This window comes from Streptomyces sp. NPDC021115 (assembly GCF_044333065.1).
In the GTDB taxonomy this organism is placed as follows: domain Bacteria; phylum Actinomycetota; class Actinomycetes; order Streptomycetales; family Streptomycetaceae; genus Streptomyces.
The window spans coordinates 87,111-106,997 of the sequence record NZ_JBIRQF010000008.1 but is presented as its reverse complement, the minus strand read 5'-3'; the positions used below and the strand labels follow the sequence as shown (position 1 = coordinate 106,997).

Annotated in this window: 13 protein-coding genes; 9 read left to right on the top strand and 4 right to left on the bottom strand. The window is 72.8% G+C overall.

Annotated elements, in window-relative coordinates; all coding sequences use genetic code 11:
- Nucleotides 1-58 precede the first annotated feature (58 nt).
- Nucleotides 59-2,581: a DNA helicase PcrA gene (gene pcrA, locus ACH4TL_RS24725; protein WP_398319420.1), complete on the top strand. Its 2,523-nt coding sequence runs from the start codon at nt 59-61 to the stop codon at nt 2,579-2,581.
- A gap of 32 nt (nt 2,582-2,613) precedes the next feature.
- Here the strand turns inward: pcrA and ACH4TL_RS24720 are convergent, their stop codons facing one another.
- A complete protein-coding gene (locus ACH4TL_RS24720; RefSeq protein ID WP_398319423.1) occupies nt 2,614-4,287 on the bottom strand; it encodes a M23 family metallopeptidase in 1,674 nt (557 codons plus the stop codon).
- A gap of 184 nt (nt 4,288-4,471) precedes the next feature.
- On the bottom strand, nt 4,472-5,218 hold the full coding sequence (locus tag ACH4TL_RS24715) for an esterase/lipase family protein (protein ID WP_398319720.1): 747 nt from the start codon (nt 5,216-5,218) through the stop codon (nt 4,472-4,474).
- Between the two features lie 344 nt (nt 5,219-5,562).
- Here ACH4TL_RS24715 and ACH4TL_RS24710 point away from each other — a divergent pair, with 344 nt between their 5' ends.
- On the top strand, nt 5,563-5,973 hold the full coding sequence (locus ACH4TL_RS24710) for a cobalamin B12-binding domain-containing protein (RefSeq protein WP_398319426.1): 411 nt from the start codon (nt 5,563-5,565) through the stop codon (nt 5,971-5,973).
- 454 nt (nt 5,974-6,427) lie between these two features.
- On the opposite strand, the gene ACH4TL_RS24705 is transcribed toward ACH4TL_RS24710, so the two are convergent.
- Together ACH4TL_RS24705 and ACH4TL_RS24700 are read right to left on the bottom strand one after the other, a co-directional pair.
- Entirely contained in the window at nt 6,428-8,077 is a 1,650-nt protein-coding gene (locus tag ACH4TL_RS24705) for a DUF5691 domain-containing protein (protein ID WP_398319429.1), read from the bottom strand.
- Nucleotides 8,074-9,690, bottom strand: a complete 1,617-nt coding sequence (locus ACH4TL_RS24700) for an SWIM zinc finger family protein (RefSeq protein ID WP_398319432.1) — start codon at nt 9,688-9,690, stop codon at nt 8,074-8,076. Before ACH4TL_RS24700 ends, ACH4TL_RS24705 begins: the two co-directional genes overlap by 4 nt.
- A 148-nt stretch (nt 9,691-9,838) precedes the next feature.
- Between ACH4TL_RS24700 and ACH4TL_RS24695 the strand changes: the two genes are divergently transcribed.
- The 7 genes from ACH4TL_RS24695 to sucD all read left to right on the top strand — a co-directional run bounded on the left by ACH4TL_RS24695 (nt 9,839) and on the right by sucD (nt 19,675).
- Nucleotides 9,839-10,972: an AAA family ATPase gene (locus ACH4TL_RS24695; protein ID WP_398319723.1), complete on the top strand. Its 1,134-nt coding sequence runs from the start codon at nt 9,839-9,841 to the stop codon at nt 10,970-10,972.
- A 20-nt stretch (nt 10,973-10,992) separates the two neighbouring features.
- On the top strand, nt 10,993-13,416 hold the full coding sequence (locus ACH4TL_RS24690) for a DUF5682 family protein (RefSeq protein ID WP_398319726.1): 2,424 nt from the start codon (nt 10,993-10,995) through the stop codon (nt 13,414-13,416).
- A complete protein-coding gene (locus tag ACH4TL_RS24685) occupies nt 13,413-14,618 on the top strand; it encodes a VWA domain-containing protein (protein WP_398319435.1) in 1,206 nt (401 codons plus the stop codon). The genes ACH4TL_RS24690 and ACH4TL_RS24685 overlap by 4 nt, the downstream gene beginning before the upstream one ends.
- A 165-nt stretch (nt 14,619-14,783) precedes the next feature.
- On the top strand, nt 14,784-15,671 hold the full coding sequence (locus tag ACH4TL_RS24680) for a hypothetical protein (protein WP_398319438.1): 888 nt from the start codon (nt 14,784-14,786) through the stop codon (nt 15,669-15,671).
- A 99-nt stretch (nt 15,672-15,770) separates the two neighbouring features.
- A complete protein-coding gene (locus tag ACH4TL_RS24675; protein ID WP_398425334.1) occupies nt 15,771-17,264 on the top strand; it encodes a hypothetical protein in 1,494 nt (497 codons plus the stop codon).
- 332 nt (nt 17,265-17,596) lie between these two features.
- Nucleotides 17,597-18,769 (top strand): ADP-forming succinate--CoA ligase subunit beta, encoded by a 1,173-nt coding sequence (gene sucC / locus ACH4TL_RS24670; RefSeq protein WP_398319444.1) that lies wholly within the window; start codon nt 17,597-17,599, stop codon nt 18,767-18,769.
- Between the two features lie 21 nt (nt 18,770-18,790).
- Nucleotides 18,791-19,675: a succinate--CoA ligase subunit alpha gene (sucD, locus tag ACH4TL_RS24665; RefSeq protein ID WP_398319447.1), complete on the top strand. Its 885-nt coding sequence runs from the start codon at nt 18,791-18,793 to the stop codon at nt 19,673-19,675.
- Nucleotides 19,676-19,887: the final 212 nt, after the last annotated feature.

The window sequence follows — 19,887 nt, the reverse complement described above, 5'->3', positions numbered from 1 at the left end:
ACATCCATGCGCAGTCCATGCGTAGGCTGTCAGTGGGGCCGCCTAAACTCGGTGAGCGATGAGCAGCCTCTTTGACGACAGCTTCCTGGCGGATCTCGGGGCCCCTGACGAGGAGCCCCCGCCGCCCGAGGATTCCGCACACCCGGGCCCGGCGGGCGGTTCAGGCGGCGAGGACGTGCCGCACCACCTCTTCAGCGAGTGGGGTCTCCCCGGGGCCGCCAGGCCCGAGGGGAACTTTGACGCACCGGTGCCGACCGGCGGCCCCAGAGAGGCGTACTACCGGGACGGTGCGGCCCGCCCCGTCCTCGACCCGGCGGCGCTGCTGGAGGGGCTGAACGAGCAGCAGCGGGCCGCCGTGGAGCACACCGGCTCGCCGCTGCTGATCGTCGCGGGGGCCGGGTCCGGCAAGACCCGGGTGCTCACCCACCGCATCGCCTATCTGCTCGGCACCCGCCATGTGCACCCCGGTCAGATCCTCGCCATCACCTTCACCAACAAGGCGGCGGGGGAGATGAAGGAGCGGGTCGAGGAGCTGGTCGGCCCGCGGGCGAACGCCATGTGGGTGATGACCTTCCACAGCGCGTGCGTCCGCATCCTGCGCCGCGAGTCGAAGAAGCTGGGCTTCACCTCATCGTTCTCGATCTACGACGCCGCCGACTCGAAGCGGCTGATGGCGCTGGTGTGCCGGGATCTCGACCTCGACCCGAAGAAGTTCCCGCCGAAGTCGTTCAGCGCCAAGATCTCCAACCTGAAGAACGAGCTGATCGACGAGGAGACCTTCGCCGGTCAGGCGGCGGACGGGTTCGAGAAGACGCTCGCCGAGGCGTACGCGATGTACCAGTCGAGGCTGCGCGAGGCCAACGCCCTCGACTTCGACGACATCATCATGACCACGGTCAATCTGCTCCAGGCGTTCCCGGACGTCGCCGAGCACTACCGCCGCCGCTTCCGGCACGTCCTGGTCGACGAGTACCAGGACACCAACCACGCTCAGTACACGCTGGTGCGCGAGCTGGTGGGCCCGGGCACGGACGAGGTGCCGGCCGGGGAGCTGTGCGTCGTGGGCGACGCCGACCAGTCGATCTACGCGTTCCGGGGTGCCACGATCCGTAACATCCTCCAGTTCGAGGAGGACTATCCGGACGCGCGCACGATCCTGCTGGAGCAGAACTACCGCTCCACCCAGACCATCCTGAGCGCCGCCAACGCCGTCATCGAGCGCAACGAGAACCGCCGCCCGAAGAACCTGTGGACCGAGGCGGGCACGGGCGCCACCATCACCGGCTACGTCGCCGACACCGAGCACGACGAGGCCCAGTTCGTCGCCGACGAGATCGACCGGCTGACGGACGCCGGGGACGCCCGGGCCGGGGACGTCGCGGTCTTCTACCGCACCAACGCCCAGTCCCGTGTCTTCGAAGAGATCTTCATCCGGGTCGGGCTGCCGTACAAGGTCGTCGGCGGAGTCCGCTTCTACGAGCGCAAGGAGGTCCGCGACGTCCTCGCGTACCTGCGCGTGCTGGCCAACCCCGAGGACGCCGTACCGCTGCGCCGCATCATGAACGTGCCCAAGCGCGGCATCGGTGACCGCGCCGAAGCGATGATCGACGCGCTCGCGTCGCGCGAGAAGATCACCTTCCCGCAGGCGCTGCGCCGCGTAGACGAGGCGTACGGCATGGCGGCCCGCTCGGCGAACGCGGTCAAGCGGTTCAACGCGCTCATGGAGGAGCTGCGCACCATCGTGGAGTCGGGCGCGGGCCCGGCGACCGTCCTGGAGGCCGTGCTGGAGCGCACCGGCTATCTCGCCGAGCTCCAGGCGTCCACCGATCCGCAGGACGAGACGCGCATCGAGAACCTCCAGGAGCTGGCCTCCGTGGCCCTGGAGTTCGAGCAGGACCGGGGCGAGGAGAACCCCGGCACGCTCGCGGACTTCCTGGAGCAGGTCGCGCTCGTCGCCGACTCCGACCAGATTCCGGATGAGGACGAGGAAGGGGCCGGGGTCATCACCCTGATGACGCTGCACACGGCCAAGGGGCTGGAGTTCCCGGTGGTCTTCCTCAGCGGCATGGAGGACGGGGTCTTCCCGCACATGCGCGCGCTCGGCCAGACCAAGGAACTGGAGGAGGAGCGCCGGCTGGCGTACGTCGGGATCACGCGCGCCCGCGAGCGGCTGTATCTGTCGCGGTCGACGATGCGCAGCGCCTGGGGCACGCCCTCGTACAACCCGCCGTCGCGCTTCCTGGAGGAGATCCCCGACCAGTACGTGCAGTGGCGGCGTACCGGGCCCGCGACCCCGTCGGCGTCGATGGGCGCCATGACGGGCTCGGGGGGCGGGCTGTCGTCGTCGCGTTCACGCTCCGGGGCTGCCGCGTCCTCCGCGTCCGGTTTCGCGACGCGGCGGGCGAAGGACCGCCCGGTGGTCTCGCTGGCCATCGGGGACCGGGTGACGCACGACTCGTTCGGGCTCGGCACCGTGGTGGCGGTGAAGGGCACCGGGGACAACGCGGAGGCGACGATCGACTTCGGCGGCGAGAAGCCGAAGCGGCTTCTGCTGCGGTACGCGCCGGTCGAAAAGCTCTGACCTGGTTGTCGTGTGGGTGAGGTGAGGGCCGGTCAGTTGGGGTCGAGGCCGTGGCTGCGCAGCCACGGCTGCGGGTCCACGGCCGCCCCGCCGCCCGGGTGCACCTCGAAGTGCAGATGCGGGCCGGTGGAGTTGCCGGAGTTCCCCGAGTAGGCCATGACGTCCCCGGCCTTGACCGTCCCGGAGCGGATCTTGGTGCTGCTGAGGTGGCAGTACCAGGTCTCCGTACCGTCGGGAGCGGTCAATATGACCATGTTGCCGAAGGCGTCGTTCCACTGCGTCCGCACGGTGCCGTCGGTCGCGGCCATGACGGGCGTGCCCTCGCTGACCGGGAAGTCGATCCCGCTGTGCAGCGACATCCAGTTGAGGCCCGCCTGACCGAACGTGGCGCTCAGCCCGTGCTGCTTCACCGGAAGCACGAACTTCGGCCGCATCGCCTCCTTGCGCGCCGCCTCGGCGGCCTTGCGCTTCTTCTCGGCCTCCTGGCGCTCCTTGAGGTCGATCCGCTCCTGGGTACGGCTGGCGCGCTCCCGGAAGTCGTTGACGCCGTCGTCGACCCCGGCGAGCCGGGTGTCCATCTCGCTGTTGGCGACGGATGCCTTGACGGGCTGCACGTCGGGGGCCGCCTGCGTGGTCGTGTCGTCCTTCTTGTCGTTGGACATGCCGCTCACGGAGGCGGCGGCCACGGCGGTCACGCCGAGCGCGCAGACGGAGGGGACGGCGACGGTGAGGAGGGCGGAACGCTTGGGGCGGGCGGGCGCGCTACGGCGGCGGGCGCGGCCGCCGGAGCGGCCGACGGCGGCGGTGGCGGCGACGGGGGCGGGCGGCGGCGTGATGTCGGCGACGGGCTCGGACTCGGGACTGGGTTCCGGCTCGGGTACGGACTCGAAGACGGCGGTCTGGTCGAAGGCCGCGGTCCCGTCGTCGTACGGAAGGCCCTCGTGCTGTGACTCGTCGTACGGCGACTCGTACTGCGCCTCGTCGTACTGCTGCGCCTCGTCGACCGTCGCGTAGGCGGAGGTGTCCCAGAACTGGGTCTGCCCGGTGTCGACCCCGGAGGTGTCGTACGCGGCCTGCTGACTGATGACCTCGTACTGCCCCGAGACGTCGTACGCACCGGTGTCGAAGTGGCCCGTATCGACCTGTCCGGTATCGAACTGCCCGGTGGTGTCGTAGTTGTCGTACGTCTCGTATGTGTCATACGTCTCGTACGAGCCCGTGTCCCACTGCTGCTGCTCGTGCTGCTGCTGGTGGTCCCACTGCTGCTGCTGGGAGTGCGTCTGGGTGTCCCAGGAGCCCGTGTCCCAGGCACCCGCGTCCCACTGGCCGCCGGTTTCGTCCTGCCGCTGGGAGGGAACGTCGGTAGGGAGTTGATAGCCCGAGGCGGCCCACATCGCGGTGGTGTCGTAGGCGCCGGTGTCGTACGTGGCGCCACCGCCCCACTGGGTCGCGTCGTACTGGCCGCTGTGCCCGCCGTGCGGGTCGCCCTGGCCGCCGTCCCCGTAGCTGCCCGGGAGGGAGCCGAAGAGGGGGTCGGCCTCACCGTAGGCGGCCCCGAGGTCGTCGAAGCTGCCGGTGGAGTAGCCGTCGTACCCGGCGTAACCGTGCGCTGTGTCCTGCTGCTGGCCGTAGACCTCGTCATGGGAATACGAGGCGTCGGGAGCAGGGACGGCCGGGGTTGCCCCCGACGGGTGACGGTCGTTCACCACCAACTTCTCTTTCGCCTCGGCTGCAGGAGAATTAGCGGCGACTGTACCCGGCGGTACGCGGGAGCGACAATCTTCAGCAAGTTTTGGGCAGCACGGGAAAGGGCATTTGGACCTCTTTCGGTTGACTGTGCGCCCGGTCTTGGCCCGCCGTTCGACGGTTGTTCGTCAATTTTCGGCCGTATCAGGCGACCGAGAACGCGCCCGAAGTGTCCGTCCGCGCCGCATTGGCGGCGTCCAGGGCCTCCCGGATCCCCGCGGCGACGGCCGAGTGGACCGGTAGAGCGAGATGTCCCACACCGCTGACCCGGATGTTGCGAAAGATCAGATCTGGATGGTCTATGCGGGCGACTTCCGCCGGGATCATCAACTGATCCACATCACTCCAGAAAGAAACGAAACGCGTACGGCATTCGGGGGCAGGCTGCCTCAACTCCGTTATCACCTCGGAGTCCGGGCGCATCTGACGCACGAGCGGATGTGCGGACAACAAGGGCGCGATGCGGGTGCCGGAGTGCGGGGTGCCCAGCGTGACCAGGGAGTGCACCCGCACGTCGCCGCCCAGTCGCTGCACGTAGTAGCGCGCGATCAGTCCGCCGAGGCTGTGCCCCACGATGTCCACCTGACGGTGGCCGGTGCGCGCGAGGACGTCCTCGACATGGCGCGCGAGCAGTGCGGCGGCGGTGCGGAGGTCGCAGGTCAGGGGGGAGTAGTTGAGGGCCTCGACATGCTGCCTTCCGTGCCGGAGGAGGGAACGGCGCAGCAGTACGAAGACGGAACGGTTGTCGATGAAGCCGTGGAGCAGCAGCACGGGGCGTTGCCCCTGGAGGTCGGGCGGCGGCGCGGCGGGCGGGCGCTCCTGCCGGAGGCCGGTGGGGTAGAGGAGGAGATGCCCGGCGAGGATCGCCAGATCCAGCGCCAACGCCCGCATCCGGCTGCTCTGCTTGAGGCCCACGGCGACCGCCCCCTTGTGCGCGTGCGTTGCGGGCAGCCGTGGCCATGACCGGGTCCGTGGCTGTGGCGTAACGGACCGCGCCGTCGCACCGCGACGCCATGCCCATGCCATGCCGCCGTCCATACGGCTGCCGGGCGGCACTACGCGGTGCGACGGTCCCCGCTGCGGCTCCCCTTGGTGGTCGACCCGAGGTCGAACGTGTCCCGGGTGTGATTTCCCCCTCGCTGCGCTTCACGAAACTGCCGGGTAGGGGATGCTTGCGGGAAGCTGGGGATAACGTTCGTTCACGCGGATGCGCGCGCTAGGGCTTGGAGGCTGCGATGGGTGTGACCGGTCCGATCCGTGTGGTGGTGGCCAAACCGGGCCTCGACGGCCACGACCGCGGCGCGAAGGTCATCGCGCGGGCGCTGCGCGATGCGGGCATGGAGGTCATCTACACCGGCCTCCACCAGACCCCCGAGCAGATCGTCGACACCGCGATCCAGGAGGACGCCGACGCGATCGGCCTCTCGATCCTCTCCGGTGCCCATATGACCCTCTTCGCCAAGGTGCTGGAGCTGCTGCGGGAGCGCGAGGCGGAGGACATCAAGGTCTTCGGCGGCGGCATCATCCCCGAGGCGGACATCCCCCCGCTGAAGGAACAAGGCGTAGCCGAGATCTTCACCCCCGGCGCGACGACGACGTCGATCGTCGACTGGGTCCGCCAAAACGTCCGCCACGTCCCCGCCTAGCCCACGAAGCCTTCCGGAGCATGCCCCGCGTCTGGTCGACCCCCGGCCGGGTTCCGGGGCCGAGCCCGGCAGCCCGCCCCAGGAGCAGGACTAGGAGCCGGGGCTGTGCCCTGTCCCCTCGCCCCCGGCGGACGCATGCCGGGGCCCGGGGCCGAGTCCGCTCCGCCGGTGTTGCCGCCCGCGGCGCAGGGCCACCCGATCCCTGCGGTCGGTCGGCCCGCATGCCGAGTCTCCGTGCCCGCCTGCCATGGCCGGGGTTGCGGGTCCCCGGACGGGTTCCGGGCGGCCCGGCGGGTCCGCCACCGGGCGTCGGGGGCGACGCCCACAGCCCTCGCCACCCGGCGGACGTATGCCGGGGTCCGGGGCGGAGCCCCGGTTTCGGGAAGGGGCGGGGTAGGGGAATCAGCCGCCGCCAGCCCCCCGGGCGGACGCGTGCCGGGGCCGGGGCGGGGAATCAGCCCTCCGCCAGCTCCCTCCGGATCGCCGCCCGCAGCCTCAACGTCCCCACCAACCGCTGAAACGCCTCCGACCAGTACCCCCCGGCCCCCGGCGCCGCACCCTCCGGCTCGTCCGGCAGCGCCGTCAGCACCTCCAGGCGGTCCGCCTGGGCCGGGTCGAGGCAGCGCTCGGCCAGGCCCATGATCCCGCTGAAGCTCCACGGGTAGCTGCCCGCGTCCCGCGCGATGTCCAGCGCGTCCACGACCGCCCCGCCCAGTGGCTCGGCCCACGGCACCGCGCACACCCCCAGCAGCCGGAACGCATCGGACAGCCCATGGGACGCGATGAAGTCGGCGACCCACTGCGCCCGTTCCTCTGCCGGGAGGGCGGACAGCAGCTTCGCGGGGTCCCGCCAAGCCGCCGCCGCGGGCTCACCCGCGGCGGTGGGCGGCGCGCCGGGGGAGCCGAGGAGCGCGCGGGACCACTCCGCGCTCCGCTGCCGCACGGCCGCCCGGCACCAGGCGGCGTGCAGGTCCCCCTTCCAGCCGTCCGCGACCGGCAGGGTCACGATCCGGTCCGCGTCCAGCCCCCCGAACCACTCGGACCAGCAGGCCAGCGGCGTGGCCTCCACCAGCTGGCTGAGCCACCACGACCGCTCGCCGCGGCCGGACGGCGGCTTGGGCACGACGCCGTCGCGCTGCATCCCGCTGTCGCACTGCGTGGGCGCCTCGATGGTGATCTGTCCGGTGGCCGGGGACAGGGAGACGCAGGCGGCGGACCGCTCCGCCATCCGTGCCGCGTACGCGGAGTGGGGGAGCGCGGCCAGCAGTTCGGCGGCCGTCGCCCGGACGTTGCGACTGCGGTCGGACAGCGCCTGCTCGAGGAAGGGCTCGTCGGAGGGCGCGAGATCGTCGCGGAGCGAGTCCAGGAACATCAGCCGGTCCTCGGCGCGCTCGGTGGACCAGGTGCCGTTGAGCAGGGCCAGCCCGGCGGCCGGATCGCGATGACGGGTCCTGGCCAGCAGCGAGACCCGTTCGGCGAACAGCCCCTCCTCCCACTGCCGCCGCATGTCGCCCGCGTCGGCATCGCTCGCGGCGCCGCCGTCGCCCGCCTCCGACGCGGGCGCCGTGCCCCGCCCGGGCGGCCCGCCCCGCAGGGCGAACCTCCAGTCCGGGTTGAGCCGGGCGAGCCACAGCGCCCGGGGCCCGCCGAGGGTGAGCGCCTCGGGCCGCAGATCGGTACGGGCGCGGGCCGCGTCGAGCAGTGTCGGCAGCAGCGCGTCGGGCGCGCGGTAGCCGTACTGGTTGGCGAGGGCGAGCCACTGGGGCAACAGCTCGGCCAGGTCGGGCGCGGAACGCGGCCCGCTGCGCCCGGGGGCCGAGCGGTCGGCGAGCAGCACCGCCAGCCGATCGCGGGCGGCGGGCGGGAGCGCCGGGCGCGGGTCTTCGGGCGCGGGCGCCGGACCCGGCCGGGCGGCGGCGGGGCGCAGCCCGGCCCGCCGCCGGACGGTGCTGAGCGCGGCGGCGTCCAGCAGGGCGGACGGCGCGTCCTGACCGGGGCGCACGGCGGCGGGCGGGGTGCGGCGCTCGGTGCCGAGCAGGGCGGCGGCGACGAGGCCGTCCCACGACACGGATGCGGGTGCGGGTGCGGTGCTGGTCCTGGTCAACGCGTGCCTCCGTACGGAGTCGGGCCGATGCCCATGGCGAGCGGGACGGGTTCCGGATCCCAGGTGGTGAGGGGCGTCATGCCGCGGGGTCCGCACTCGCCGAAGACGGTGACGGGGCGGCCGCCCGATATCGCCGCGAGCTGCCACAGGTTCGTACGGCCGAGGCATCTCGGGTCGACGGGAAGCGCGGTCCCGGACGCCTCGTCCGCCAGCTGCCATCCGTCGTCGCCGTTGCCCGGGATGGGCGTGACGCCGGAGAGCACGACGGGCCAGCCCTCCAGCCAGGGATCGTCGCTCAGCGCCGCGCCATAGGCGGCGAGCGCCGCGCCGATGCCACCCCCCTCGGGCACCCCGGCCCCCGCCCCGGCACTTCCAGTGCCTGTGGTGTCCACGGCCGCGGAGGCCATGGGGGCCGCCGGGGGCCAGCCGGGCGGGAGTGGGGGTGTGGCGGGCGGATAGCGCGTGCCCAGGGCGGCTCGGAGCGGGCGCGCGCCCGGGTAGTAGGTGAGGTCCGCATCGAGCACCAGCCCGGGCGGCAGGGTCAGCTCGGGGGCCCGGCCCGCCGCGCCGAAGGACAGCAGCAATGCCATCCGGCCGGTGGCCCGGCCGCGGAGCCAGATCCGCCGGGTGGTGAGCTTGCCGTCGCTGCTGTCGTCGCGGCCGAGCACGAGCCACTGGTCCCGGACCGGCCGCCCCTGCGCGAGCAGTTCGGCCACCGGCGTCGTGACGCCGACCCGCGAGCGCGTGGTGGCGGCCAGCTCCTCCGGCAGGCTGTCGAGGTGGAGGAAGCCTTGGTTGAGGAGGTGCGCCAGGGCGCATTCCTCCAGCAGGCGCTCCGGCCAGCCGGGGCCGGAGGACGGGATCGCGCCCAGCTCCCGCACCCGCGCCTCCAGGCCGGGGGCCTGGGCGTCGACCATGCGGGCGGCCGTCTCGTCCCACGCCCCGTATCCGGCCTGGTCGGCCGTGGCCACGCCGTCGCGCAGCAGGTCCGCCAGCCGCTGCTCCAGCTCGGTGGCGCCCGCCGCGATGCGCTGGGCGCGCCGCTCGGCGCGGCGGCGGGCGGCACCCGGATCGGCGGTACTGCCCCCGCCGCCCGTCCCGCCCGTACCGTCCGCGCTGCCCGACCCGTCCGCGCCACCCGACCCGTCCGCGCCACCCGGCCCGTCCGCACCGCCCGGCCCGCCACCCCGGCCGTCGCCGGACCCCGCGCCGCCGCCCCCGTGCGCGGCCGCCGCCGCGCTCCGCGCGCGGGCGCGCCGCTCGGCGAGCCACTGCTCGGCCCACTCGGGCGGCTCGCCGCCCTCCGGCACCCCCGCCCCGCCCGAGCCCCACAGAAGCAGCAGCCCGAGCGCGTGCTTGCACGGGAACTTCCGGCTCGGGCAGCTGCACCGGTAGGCAGGACCGTGCAGATCGACGACCGTGCGGTACGGCGCGCTGCCGCTGCCCGCGCACAGCCCCCAGACCGCCCGGCCCTGCGCCCCCGCGCTCGCCCCCGTACCCGTGCCGGACCACGAGGCGGCCCCCGCGAGCTTGCCGCCCGCCTTGCGTGACGCGGCGTCAGGAGCCAGGGCCAGCACCTGTTCCGCCGTCCAGCGTTCCCCCTGCGGATTCATGTCTGCGACCGTACGGGCACCCACTGACAATCGCCCTGACCTGCGGGTTCGTTGACACCGGGCTGGTTGTCAGTGGCGTGGTGCACAGTGAATTGCGCGTCCGGGAGCGGAACGAGCAACGAGTCGTGGGGGAGCTGTGACCGTCACTGTGTCCGGAACCAATTCACCTGAGATCACCAAGGGCGGCGGGCCCACCGAGGCCCCCGCGGTCCTCCGTCCGCACGCCGAGGACGCGTTCGCCGACGAGCTGAGCGCCCTGGCCGCCGCCGACGACCGTCCGCGCCCGGCCCGCTGGCGGCTGTCGCCGTGGGCCGTCGCCACGTATCTGCTCGGCGGCACCCTGCCGGACGGCACCGTGATCACGCCCAAGTACGTGGGGCCGCGCCGGATCGTCGAGGTCGCCGTCAGCACGCTCGCCACTGACCGCGCCCTGCTGCTGCTCGGCGTCCCCGGCACGGCCAAGACCTGGGTCTCGGAGCATCTGGCGGCCGCGGTCAGCGGCGATTCGACGCTGCTGGTCCAGGGCACGGCCGGGACGCCCGAGGAGGCCATCCGCTACGGCTGGGACTACGCCAGGCTCCTCGCCCACGGCCCGAGCCGGGACGCGCTCGTCCCGAGCCCGGTGATGCGGGCGATGGCGGACGGCATGACCGCGCGCGTGGAGGAGCTGACGCGTATCCCGGCCGATGTGCAGGACACCTTGATCACCGTCCTGTCCGAGAAGACCCTGCCGATTCCTGAGCTGGGGGAGGAGGTCCAGGCGGTCGGCGGCTTCAACCTCATCGCCACCGCCAACGACCGCGACCGCGGCGTCAACGAGCTGTCGAGCGCGCTGCGCCGCCGCTTCAACACGGTGGTGCTGCCGCTGCCCGCGACCCCGGAGGACGAGGTCGACATCGTCTCCCGCCGCGTCGCCCAGATCGGCCGTTCGCTGGACCTCCCCGAGGCCCCGGAGGGCGTGGACGAGATCCGCCGCGTCGTCACGGTCTTCCGCGAACTGCGCGAGGGGGTGACCGGCGACGGCCGTACGAAGCTCAAGTCGCCCTCCGGCACCCTGTCGACGGCGGAGGCCATTTCCGTGGTGACGAACGGGCTGGCGCTCGCCGCCCACTTCGGCGACGGCGTGCTGAGGGCCGGTGACGTGGCGGCGGGCATCCTGGGCGCGGTGGTCCGCGACCCGGCCGCCGACCGCGTGATCTGGCAGGAGTACCTGGAGTCGGTCGTCCGCGAGCGCGACGGGTGGAAGGACTTCTACCGCGCATGCCGAGAGGTGAGCGCGTGAGGGCTCCGGAGGCGGCACCGATGGCCGCGGGCGGGGGTGGTGCCGAGAGCTCGGCGCTCGCCGGGATCGTCGGAGAGGCGGGAACTGCCGGGGTTGCCGGGACAGAACCAGTGGCGTGGCCGTTGGTGTTGGGGGTGCGGCATCACGGGCCTGGGTCGGCGCGGGCCGTGCGGACGGCGCTCGACGAGTGCGAGCCCGTCGTCGTGCTCATCGAGGGGCCGCCCGAGGCGGACGCGCTGGTGCACCTTGCCGCCGACGAGGGCATGCGCCCGCCCGTCGCGCTGCTCGCGCACGTGGCGAACGACCCGGGGCGCGCCGGGTTCTGGCCGTTCGCGGGGTTCTCGCCGGAATGGGCGGCCATCCAGTGGGCGCTGGCCCGCGACGTGCCCGTGCGGTTCATCGACCTCCCGGCCGCGAACTCCCTGGCCATGGCGGGGAAGGGCGACGCGGCCGGACCGGCCGAGCGGGCGCGGGTGGATCCGCTCGCCGTCCTCGCCGAGGCGGCCGGGTACGAGGACCCGGAGCGCTGGTGGGAGGACGCCGTCGAGCACCGCAGCGTCGGCGGGACGGCGGCGTTCGCCGCCGTCGGCGAGGCCATGGGGGAGCTGCGGGCCGCGTACGGGCAGGGCGGGCACGAGGACGACGCCGTCCGGGAGGCCCATATGCGGCTGCGGATGCACGCGGCGCGGCGGGAGTTCGGGGAGGCGGTGGCCGTGGTGTGCGGCGCCTGGCACGTCCCGGCGCTGGCCGTCCGCCCCACCGTGACCGCCGACCGGAAGCTGCTGAGGGGGCTGCCGAAGGTCAAGGCCGAGATCAGCTGGGTGCCCTGGACGCACCGTCGGCTGGCCCGGCACAGCGGCTACGGGGCGGGGATCGCCTCGCCCGGCTGGTACAGCCATCTCTTCCACGCACCGGACCGCCCCCTGGAGCGCTGGCTGACCAAGGTCGCCAGGCTGCTCAGGGACGAGGACTTCGCGGTGTCGTCCGCGCATGTCATCGAGGCCGTACGGCTCGCCGGAACCCTCGCCGCCCTGCGCGGCCGCCCGCTCGCCGGGCTCGCGGAGACGATGGACGCGGTGCGGGCCGTCATGTGCGAGGGCTCGGACGTGCCGATCGCGCTGGTGCAGGACCGGCTCGTGGTGGGGGACGTGCTGGGCGAGGTGCCCGCGTCGGCCCCCGCAGTACCGCTCCAGCAGGATGTGCGGCGCGCCCAGCGCTCGCTGCGGCTGGCGCTCGAGGCCGGGGAGCGGGAGCTGGACCTCGACCTGCGCAAGGACATGGACGCGGCGCGCAGCCGTCTGCTGCACCGGCTGCGGCTGCTGGGGATCGACTGGGGCACCCCGGCGGCCTCGCGCGGCAGCACCGGCACGTTCCGCGAGAGCTGGCGGCTGCGCTGGGAGCCGGAGCTGTCGGTGCGGGTCGCGGAGGCGGGGGTGTGGGGCACCACCGTGCTGTCCGCGGCCACCGCCAAGGCCGAGTCCGAGGCGCTGGGCGCCACGGCGCTCGCCGAGGTCACCGAGCTGGCCGAGCGCTGTCTGCTCGCGGCGCTCCCCGACGCCCTCCCCGTGGTGATGCGCGCGCTCGCCGACCGCGCCGCGCTCGACGCCGACGTCGGCCATCTCGCGCAGGCGCTGCCCGCCCTGGTGCGTTCGGTGCGGTACGGGGACGTACGTGGTACCGATACCGCTGCGCTCGGCGAGGTCGCCGTGGGCCTGGCCGAGCGGATCCTGGTCGGGCTGCCGCCCGCCTGCGTGGCGCTCGACGCGGACGGTGCGGCCGACATGCTCCGCCATCTTGAGGCCGTGCACCGGGCGATCGGTCTCCTGCCGGAGTCCGCGCCGTCCGGGCGGTCGGCCGATGAGTCGTTGCGGGCGCGCTGGGCGGCCGTGCTGCGGGCCATCGCCGGGCGGGACGCCACCCCCGCCACCCCGGGGCTGCTCCGCGGCCGGGCCGCGCGCCTGCTGCTGGACGACGGTCGGCTCGCCGAGGACGAGGCGGCGCGGCTGATGCGGTTCGCGCTTTCGCCCGGCACCGCACCCCCCGAAGCGGCCTCCTGGATCGAGGGGTTCATCGGCGGTGGCGCGGGCGGCGGCATGCTGCTCGTCCACGACGAACGGCTGCTCGGCCTCGTCGACGGCTGGCTCACCTCCGTACCCGCCGAGGCGTTCACTGACGTCCTGCCGCTGCTGCGGCGCACTTTCTCCGCGTATGACACGGGCGTCCGCCGCACCCTGGGCGAGCTGGTCCGGCGCGGCCCCGGGCCCGCGGCAGGGGAGCCGGGCGCGGTAGGCGGCCAGGGCGCGGCCCCCGAGGCCCCCGCGGCGCCCGGATTCGGCCCCGGAATCGACGCGGACCGTGCGGACGCCGTCGTACCGACGGTGCGGCTGCTGCTCGGCCTGGACCCCACCCCTGACCACGACGACACCGCGGAGGCGGCCCGATGACGGACACCACCATGGACGCGGGCGACGAGCGGCTGCGCCGCTGGCGGCTGGTGCTCGGCGGCGCGGGCGGCGACGGCACGGGACGCCCCCTCAGCGGCACCGACGCCGCGATGGACCGCACGCTCGAAGCGCTCTACGGCTCCGGGGGCGGGGACGGCCCCGGAGCTGCGAGCGGTGGCGGACCGGCGGGCGGGGGTGGCCCGCGGTCGGCCGGGCTCGGCGGCTCCGCGCCCCAAGTGGCCCGCTGGCTCGGTGACATCCGTACGTACTTCCCCACCTCCGTCGTCCAGGTCATGCAGCGCGACGCCATCGACCGGCTCGGCCTGTCGGCGCTGCTGCTGGAGCGCGAGATGCTGGAGGCCGTGGAGGCGGACGTACATCTCGTGGGCACCCTGCTCTCGCTCAACAGGGCGATGCCGGAGACCACCAGGGCCACGGCGCGCGCCGTGGTCCGCAAGGTCGTCGGGGAGCTGGAGAAACGGCTCGCGACCCGCACCCGCGCGACCCTCACCGGCGCGCTCGACCGCTCCGCCCGGATCAGCCGCCCCCGCCACCGGGACATCGACTGGGACCGCACCATCCGCGCGAACCTCAAGCACTACCTCCCCGAGCACCGCACGGTGGTCCCCGAGCGGCTGGTCGGTTACGGGCGCGCGGCGCGTGGGGTGAAGAAGGACGTCATCCTGTGCATCGACCAGTCGGGGTCGATGGCCGCGTCCGTCGTGTACGCGTCCGTCTTCGGCGCCGTGCTCGCCTCGATGCGGTCGCTCGCCACCCGGCTCGTCGTGTTCGACACCGCCGTCGTGGACCTGACCGACGAGCTGGACGATCCGGTGGACGTGCTGTTCGGTACCCGGCTCGGCGGCGGCACCGACATCAACCGGGCGCTCGCGTACTGCCAGTCGCAGATCACCCGCCCCGCGGACACCGTCGTCGTGCTGATCAGCGACCTCTACGAGGGCGGCATACGCGACGAGATGCTGGGGCGGATCGCCGCCATGAAGGCGTCCGGGGTGCAGTTCGTGGCGCTGCTCGCGCTGTCCGACGAGGGGGCGCCGAGTTACGACCGGGAGCACGCGGCGGCCCTCGCCGCGCTCGGCGCACCGGCCTTCGCCTGCACCCCCGATCTCTTCCCGGAGGTGATGGCGGCGGCGATCGAGCGGCGTCAACTACCTATACCGGACATGGCGATGCATCAGTGACCATCACTGGCCAGGGGCTTGCGCGGCCCCCTGTGGGTCGTGCAAGGATCACTCCCGTCGCCAGGACGTGAATATGACCGTCCGGTTGGCGCCTCGCCTGCTGTCCGTATCAGCCGTACCAGGGAAGGCCCCCTTTTGTCTGCCGCGTTCGCTCTGCCTGCCGCTGTGCGCCTGCCGCGCACCGTGGCCGCGCGGCGGGCGCTGCTGGCGACGCTGTTCCTCGGGGGTTTCCTGGCGCTCGCGTTCCTCTTCGGTGGCAGCGCCCAGGCGGCCGAACGCGGCGAGCTGGCCGGAGCGGTGACGGGCCACCAGGCCCGGGCACCGCACCTGGTCGACTCGACGCGAGCCACCGCGAAGCCGGACACGAAGGCCGCCCCGGCGGCAAAGGCGGCCACGGCAGCCAAGAAGGCACCGGCCAAGGCGGTCAAGGCCGCCGACACCGTGGCCCGCCGGGCGGCGCACACCGCCACCGACACGGTCCGCAAGACCGTGGAACCGGTGCGCGAGCCGGTCGAGCGGCAGGCGCGACAGGTCACCGATCCGGTCGATGACCTGGTCAAGAAGGCCACGGGCGCGGACCTTCCGGTCCGGCTTTCCGAGGTCGGCGACGCCGGTGTCGGCGCCCTGGGCGAGGCCCCGGGTGCGCACGCTGCCGCGCCGGGCAACGGCCCGGCCGCGGACGACGCCGGTACGAACCCCGTACCGCACCCGGCCCGGCCCGCCGCGGCCCCGCTGGGGCCGGACACGGCGGCCCCGGCCGCCGCCACGCCCCGTACCGCCGACTCCCCCGACCACGGTGATGGCACCGTCGTCCGGGCGGCCGACGGCACGGGCCAGGGCGACGGCGCCCCGGCGCCGCTGCCCCCGCGGTCCCCCTTCGGGACCGTCACCCAGTGCACCGGCGACAGCGGCGCTCCCCGTGGCGGGAACACCCACGCCGCGCTGCCGCCGTCCGGCGACGCGCACTTCGGGCTGGAGCCCGGCGCGGTCCGCGCGGACAGCTCCGCTCCGACGCGCGAGCGGTACAACGAAGTCCTCGAATTCCCCGGCTAGGGCAGACCTCCCCCCGTCTGTACAAGACCTGCCGCGCGGGGGCGGGTCAGGTCTGCCCGTTCGCCATCCCCCTCTTGAATTCGAAGGACTTCCTCCACCATGCGCAACAACGTTCGCCGTTCCATCCTCGTCGCCGCTGCCGCCACCGGGATCTGGGCCCTCGGCTCCGCCGCCGCCAGCGCCGCCGAGACCCCGAGCGTCCCCTCCACCGACAGCGTGGCCAGCACCGTGGACGGCGTCACCAACAAGGTCACCGACACGACCGACAAGGTCACGGACACCACCGGCAAGGTCACCGACACCGTTGACGGTGCGACCGGCGACGCGGCCGACACGTCCAAGGTGAACGACACCGTGAAGAAGACGGTGAACGGCGTGACCGGCACCGCCGAGGACACCGTCGACGGTGCCGCCAAGGGCCAGCTGCCGGACGTCTCCAAGACCACCCGTGACGTGACCGGTGTGGCCGGTGACGCGCTCGGCGGCGTGACCCGTGACGCCGCCAAGCCGGGCAAGGTCGTCAAGAAGGCGCACCACGCCGTGAAGTCCGTCCAGAAGGCCACCCACGTCGACCTGCCCACCGGCGAGGTCCCCGGCGTCGTTCCGCACCTGCCGGGCCTCGGCTCGCTGCCGGTCAACGGCTCCTCGCTGCCCGACGCCTCCCCGGTGCCGACCGTCAAGGGCGCCCCGGCCGAGCTGCCCGCCCAGCTCCCGGCCACCCCGAAGCTGCCCGCCGCCCCCGGTGCCGCCGACAACCTGCTCGCCTCCCTCTCCGGCGCGGGCGTCCGCCCCGAGGAGCTTGCGGGTAAGGCCAAGGGCACCCTGGGCGTGGTCAAGCCGGTCGTGAACGGCGTCGCCGACGACGTGCTGCCGCCCGTCGTGCACCACGTCGTGGTCAAGGTCGTCCCGGTCGCGCAGGGCACCGTGGGCGACGCGGGCGTGCTGGCCGGTGACGCCGCGGGCAAGACCGTTCCGTACGTCGGCTACGTGGTCGGCAGCGCCCAGGGCTACGCGCTGGGCACCGCCAGCAACGTGGTTCCGTTCGCGCAGGGCACCGTCGAGGACGCCGTGCCGTTCGTGCAGAACACCGTCGTGAACGCCGTGCCGGTCGCCCAGAACACGGTCGACAACACGGTTCCGTTCGCCACCGGCCTGGCCACCAGCGCGGTTCCGTTCGCGGTGGAGCTGGGTGGCTCCGTGGCCACGAACGCGCAGGGCACCGCGGTGGACACCGTGGCCCGGGTGCAGAGCCTGCTCCCGGTGGCCCCGGTCGACCTGACCGACGCCGCCAACATCCCGGCCCTCCCGGTCCTGCCGCAGGTCCCGGCCCAGCTGCCGACCGACCTGCCCACCGTCCCGGCCGACCTCCCGCAGGTCCCGGCGCAGCTGCCCACCGACCTGCCGCAGGTCCCGGCCCAGCTGCCGACCGACCTGCCGAACGTCCCGGCCGACCTCCCGCAGGTCCCGGCGCAGCTGCCCACCGACCTGCCGCAGGTCCCGGCGAACCTGCCCACCGACCTGCCGAACGTCCCGGCGCAGCTGCCGACCGACCTGCCCACCAACCTGCCGGTTGGCACCCTCCCGGCCGTCTGATGACGCAGACCGCATGACCGCCGCGTACGGCGGCGCAGATTCCGCCGTACGCAGCCGCTTCACCTGAAAGCGGGCAGCCCTCGTTGGGGAGGGGGCTGCCCGCTTTCGTTGCTGGATAGGTGTGTACGGTCGCGATCTGTGACCGTTATCACCGCTCCAGTGTGATCTGCGATTTAGGGGCACACGTCTCGTGGTTATAGCCTGCGAGACGGACATGCCGCGTACCCGGCGCACGTGTGCCGCCCTCGTTACAGATCGCGTCCTCACGCTCCGCCCGCGGCACGCCCGCGCAGATAACGACCGCGATATCCATGGAAAAGGGACGGACGCGCGTGGACCTGTTCGAGTACCAGGCGAGGGACCTCTTCGCCAAGCACGGTGTACCGGTGCTGGCCGGTGAAGTCATCGACACGCCTGAGGCGGCGCGCGAGGTGGCCGAGCGACTGGGCGGCCGCGCGGTCGTCAAGGCGCAGGTCAAGGTCGGTGGCCGCGGCAAGGCGGGCGGCGTCAAGCTGGCCGCCGACCCGGCGGACGCCGTGGAGAAGGCGACCCAGATCCTGGGTATGGACATCAAGGGCCACACGGTCCACAAGGTGATGCTGGCCCAGACGGCGGACATCAAGGAGGAGTACTACGTCTCCTTCCTGCTGGACCGCACCAACCGCACCTTCCTCGCCATGGCCTCCGTCGAGGGTGGCGTGGAGATCGAGGTCGTCGCGGAGCAGAACCCCGACGCGCTCGCCAAGATCCCGGTGGACGCCATCGAGGGCGTGACCGCCGAGAAGGCCGCCGAGATCGTCGCCGCCGCGAAGTTCCCGGCCGAGATCGCGGACCAGGTCACCGAGATCCTCCAGAAGCTGTGGACCGTCTTCATCAACGAGGACGCCCTGCTCGTCGAGGTCAACCCGCTGGTCAAGACCGAGGACGGCCGGGTCATCGCGCTGGACGGCAAGGTGTCCCTGGACGCCAACGCCGAGTTCCGCCAGCCGGACCACGCGGCGCTCGAGGACAAGGCCGCGGCCAACCCCCTCGAGGCGGCCGCCAAGGCCAAGGGCCTCAACTACGTCAAGCTCGACGGCGAGGTCGGCATCATCGGCAACGGCGCGGGTCTGGTCATGTCGACCCTCGACGTCGTCGCGTACGCCGGTGAGAACCACGGCAACGTGAAGCCCGCCAACTTCCTCGACATCGGTGGCGGCGCCTCCGCCGAGGTGATGGCCAACGGTCTCGAGATCATCCTCGGCGACCCGGACGTCAAGTCCGTCTTCGTCAACGTCTTCGGCGGGATCACCGCGTGCGACGCCGTCGCGAACGGCATCGTGCAGGCCCTGGAGCTGCTGAAGTCCAAGGGCGAGGACGTCAGCAAGCCGCTGGTCGTGCGCCTCGACGGCAACAACGCGGAGCTGGGTCGCAAGATCCTCACCGACGCCAACCACCCGCTCGTTCAGCAGGTGGACACCATGGACGGCGCGGCCGAGCGTGCCGCCGAGCTGGCTGCGAAGTAAGGGACGAGGTCACCAGAAACCATGGCTATCTTCCTCACCAAGGAAAGCAAGGTCATCGTCCAGGGGATGACCGGGTCCGAGGGTCAGAAGCACACCCGTCGGATGCTCGCCTCGGGCACCAACATCGTCGGTGGCGTGAACCCGCGCAAGGCCGGCACCACCGTTGACTTCGACGGCACCGAGGTTCCGGTGTTCGGTTCGGTCAAGGAGGCCATCGAGGCCACCGGCGCCGACGTCACGGTCATCTTCGTCCCGGAGAAGTTCACCAAGAGCGCGGTCATCGAGGCGATCGACGCCGAGATCCCGCTCGCCGTGGTGATCACCGAGGGCATCGCCGTCCACGACTCCGCCAACTTCTGGGCCTACGCCGGTCAGAAGGGCAACAAGACCCGCATCATCGGCCCGAACTGCCCGGGTCTGATCACGCCGGGTCAGTCGAACGCGGGCATCATCCCGGCCGACATCACCAAGCCCGGCCGGATCGGTCTGGTGTCGAAGTCCGGCACCCTGACCTACCAGATGATGTACGAGCTGCGGGACATCGGCTTCTCGTCCTGCGTCGGCATCGGCGGTGACCCGGTCATCGGCACCACCCACATCGACGCGCTGGCCGCCTTCGAGGCCGACCCCGACACCGACCTGATCGTGATGATCGGCGAGATCGGCGGCGACGCCGAGGAGCGGGCCGCGGACTTCATCAAGGCCAACGTCACCAAGCCGGTCGTCGGCTACGTGGCGGGCTTCACCGCGCCCGAGGGCAAGACCATGGGCCACGCCGGTGCGATCGTGTCCGGTTCCTCCGGCACCGCCCAGGCGAAGAAGGAGGCCCTGGAGGCCGCTGGCGTGAAGGTCGGCAAGACCCCGACCGAGACCGCCGGTCTGGCGCGGGCCGCGCTGGCCGGCTGACGCCACCGTACGCACGCGGGCGCGGGCCCGTACCCCCGAACGGGTGGTACGGGCCCGCGCCTTTTACGTCCCCGGGAACGTTTCCGGGGCGCTCCCGGGCTGCTCCCCGGGCCGTACAGCACCGGCACCGCAAAAGGTACATAAGCCCATTACGTCCGACACGCGGCCAATCTCTTGATGTACGGATGAAACGACTGTTATTGGCAGCATGA

What these genes read in the sequence shown, in the direction of transcription:
- pcrA (WP_398319420.1), top strand. Translation starts at nt 59, where the DNA reads ATGAGCAGCCTCTTTGACGACAGCTTCCTGGCGGATCTCGGGGCCCCT.
- ACH4TL_RS24715 (WP_398319720.1), bottom strand. Translation starts at nt 5,218, where the DNA reads ATGCGGGCGTTGGCGCTGGATCTGGCGATCCTCGCCGGGCATCTCCTC.
- ACH4TL_RS24710 (WP_398319426.1), top strand. Translation starts at nt 5,563, where the DNA reads ATGGGTGTGACCGGTCCGATCCGTGTGGTGGTGGCCAAACCGGGCCTC.
- ACH4TL_RS24700 (WP_398319432.1), bottom strand. Translation starts at nt 9,690, where the DNA reads ATGAATCCGCAGGGGGAACGCTGGACGGCGGAACAGGTGCTGGCCCTG.
- ACH4TL_RS24690 (WP_398319726.1), top strand. Translation starts at nt 10,993, where the DNA reads ATGGCCGCGGGCGGGGGTGGTGCCGAGAGCTCGGCGCTCGCCGGGATC.
- ACH4TL_RS24685 (WP_398319435.1), top strand. Translation starts at nt 13,413, where the DNA reads ATGACGGACACCACCATGGACGCGGGCGACGAGCGGCTGCGCCGCTGG.
- ACH4TL_RS24675 (WP_398425334.1), top strand. Translation starts at nt 15,771, where the DNA reads ATGCGCAACAACGTTCGCCGTTCCATCCTCGTCGCCGCTGCCGCCACC.
- sucD (WP_398319447.1), top strand. Translation starts at nt 18,791, where the DNA reads ATGGCTATCTTCCTCACCAAGGAAAGCAAGGTCATCGTCCAGGGGATG.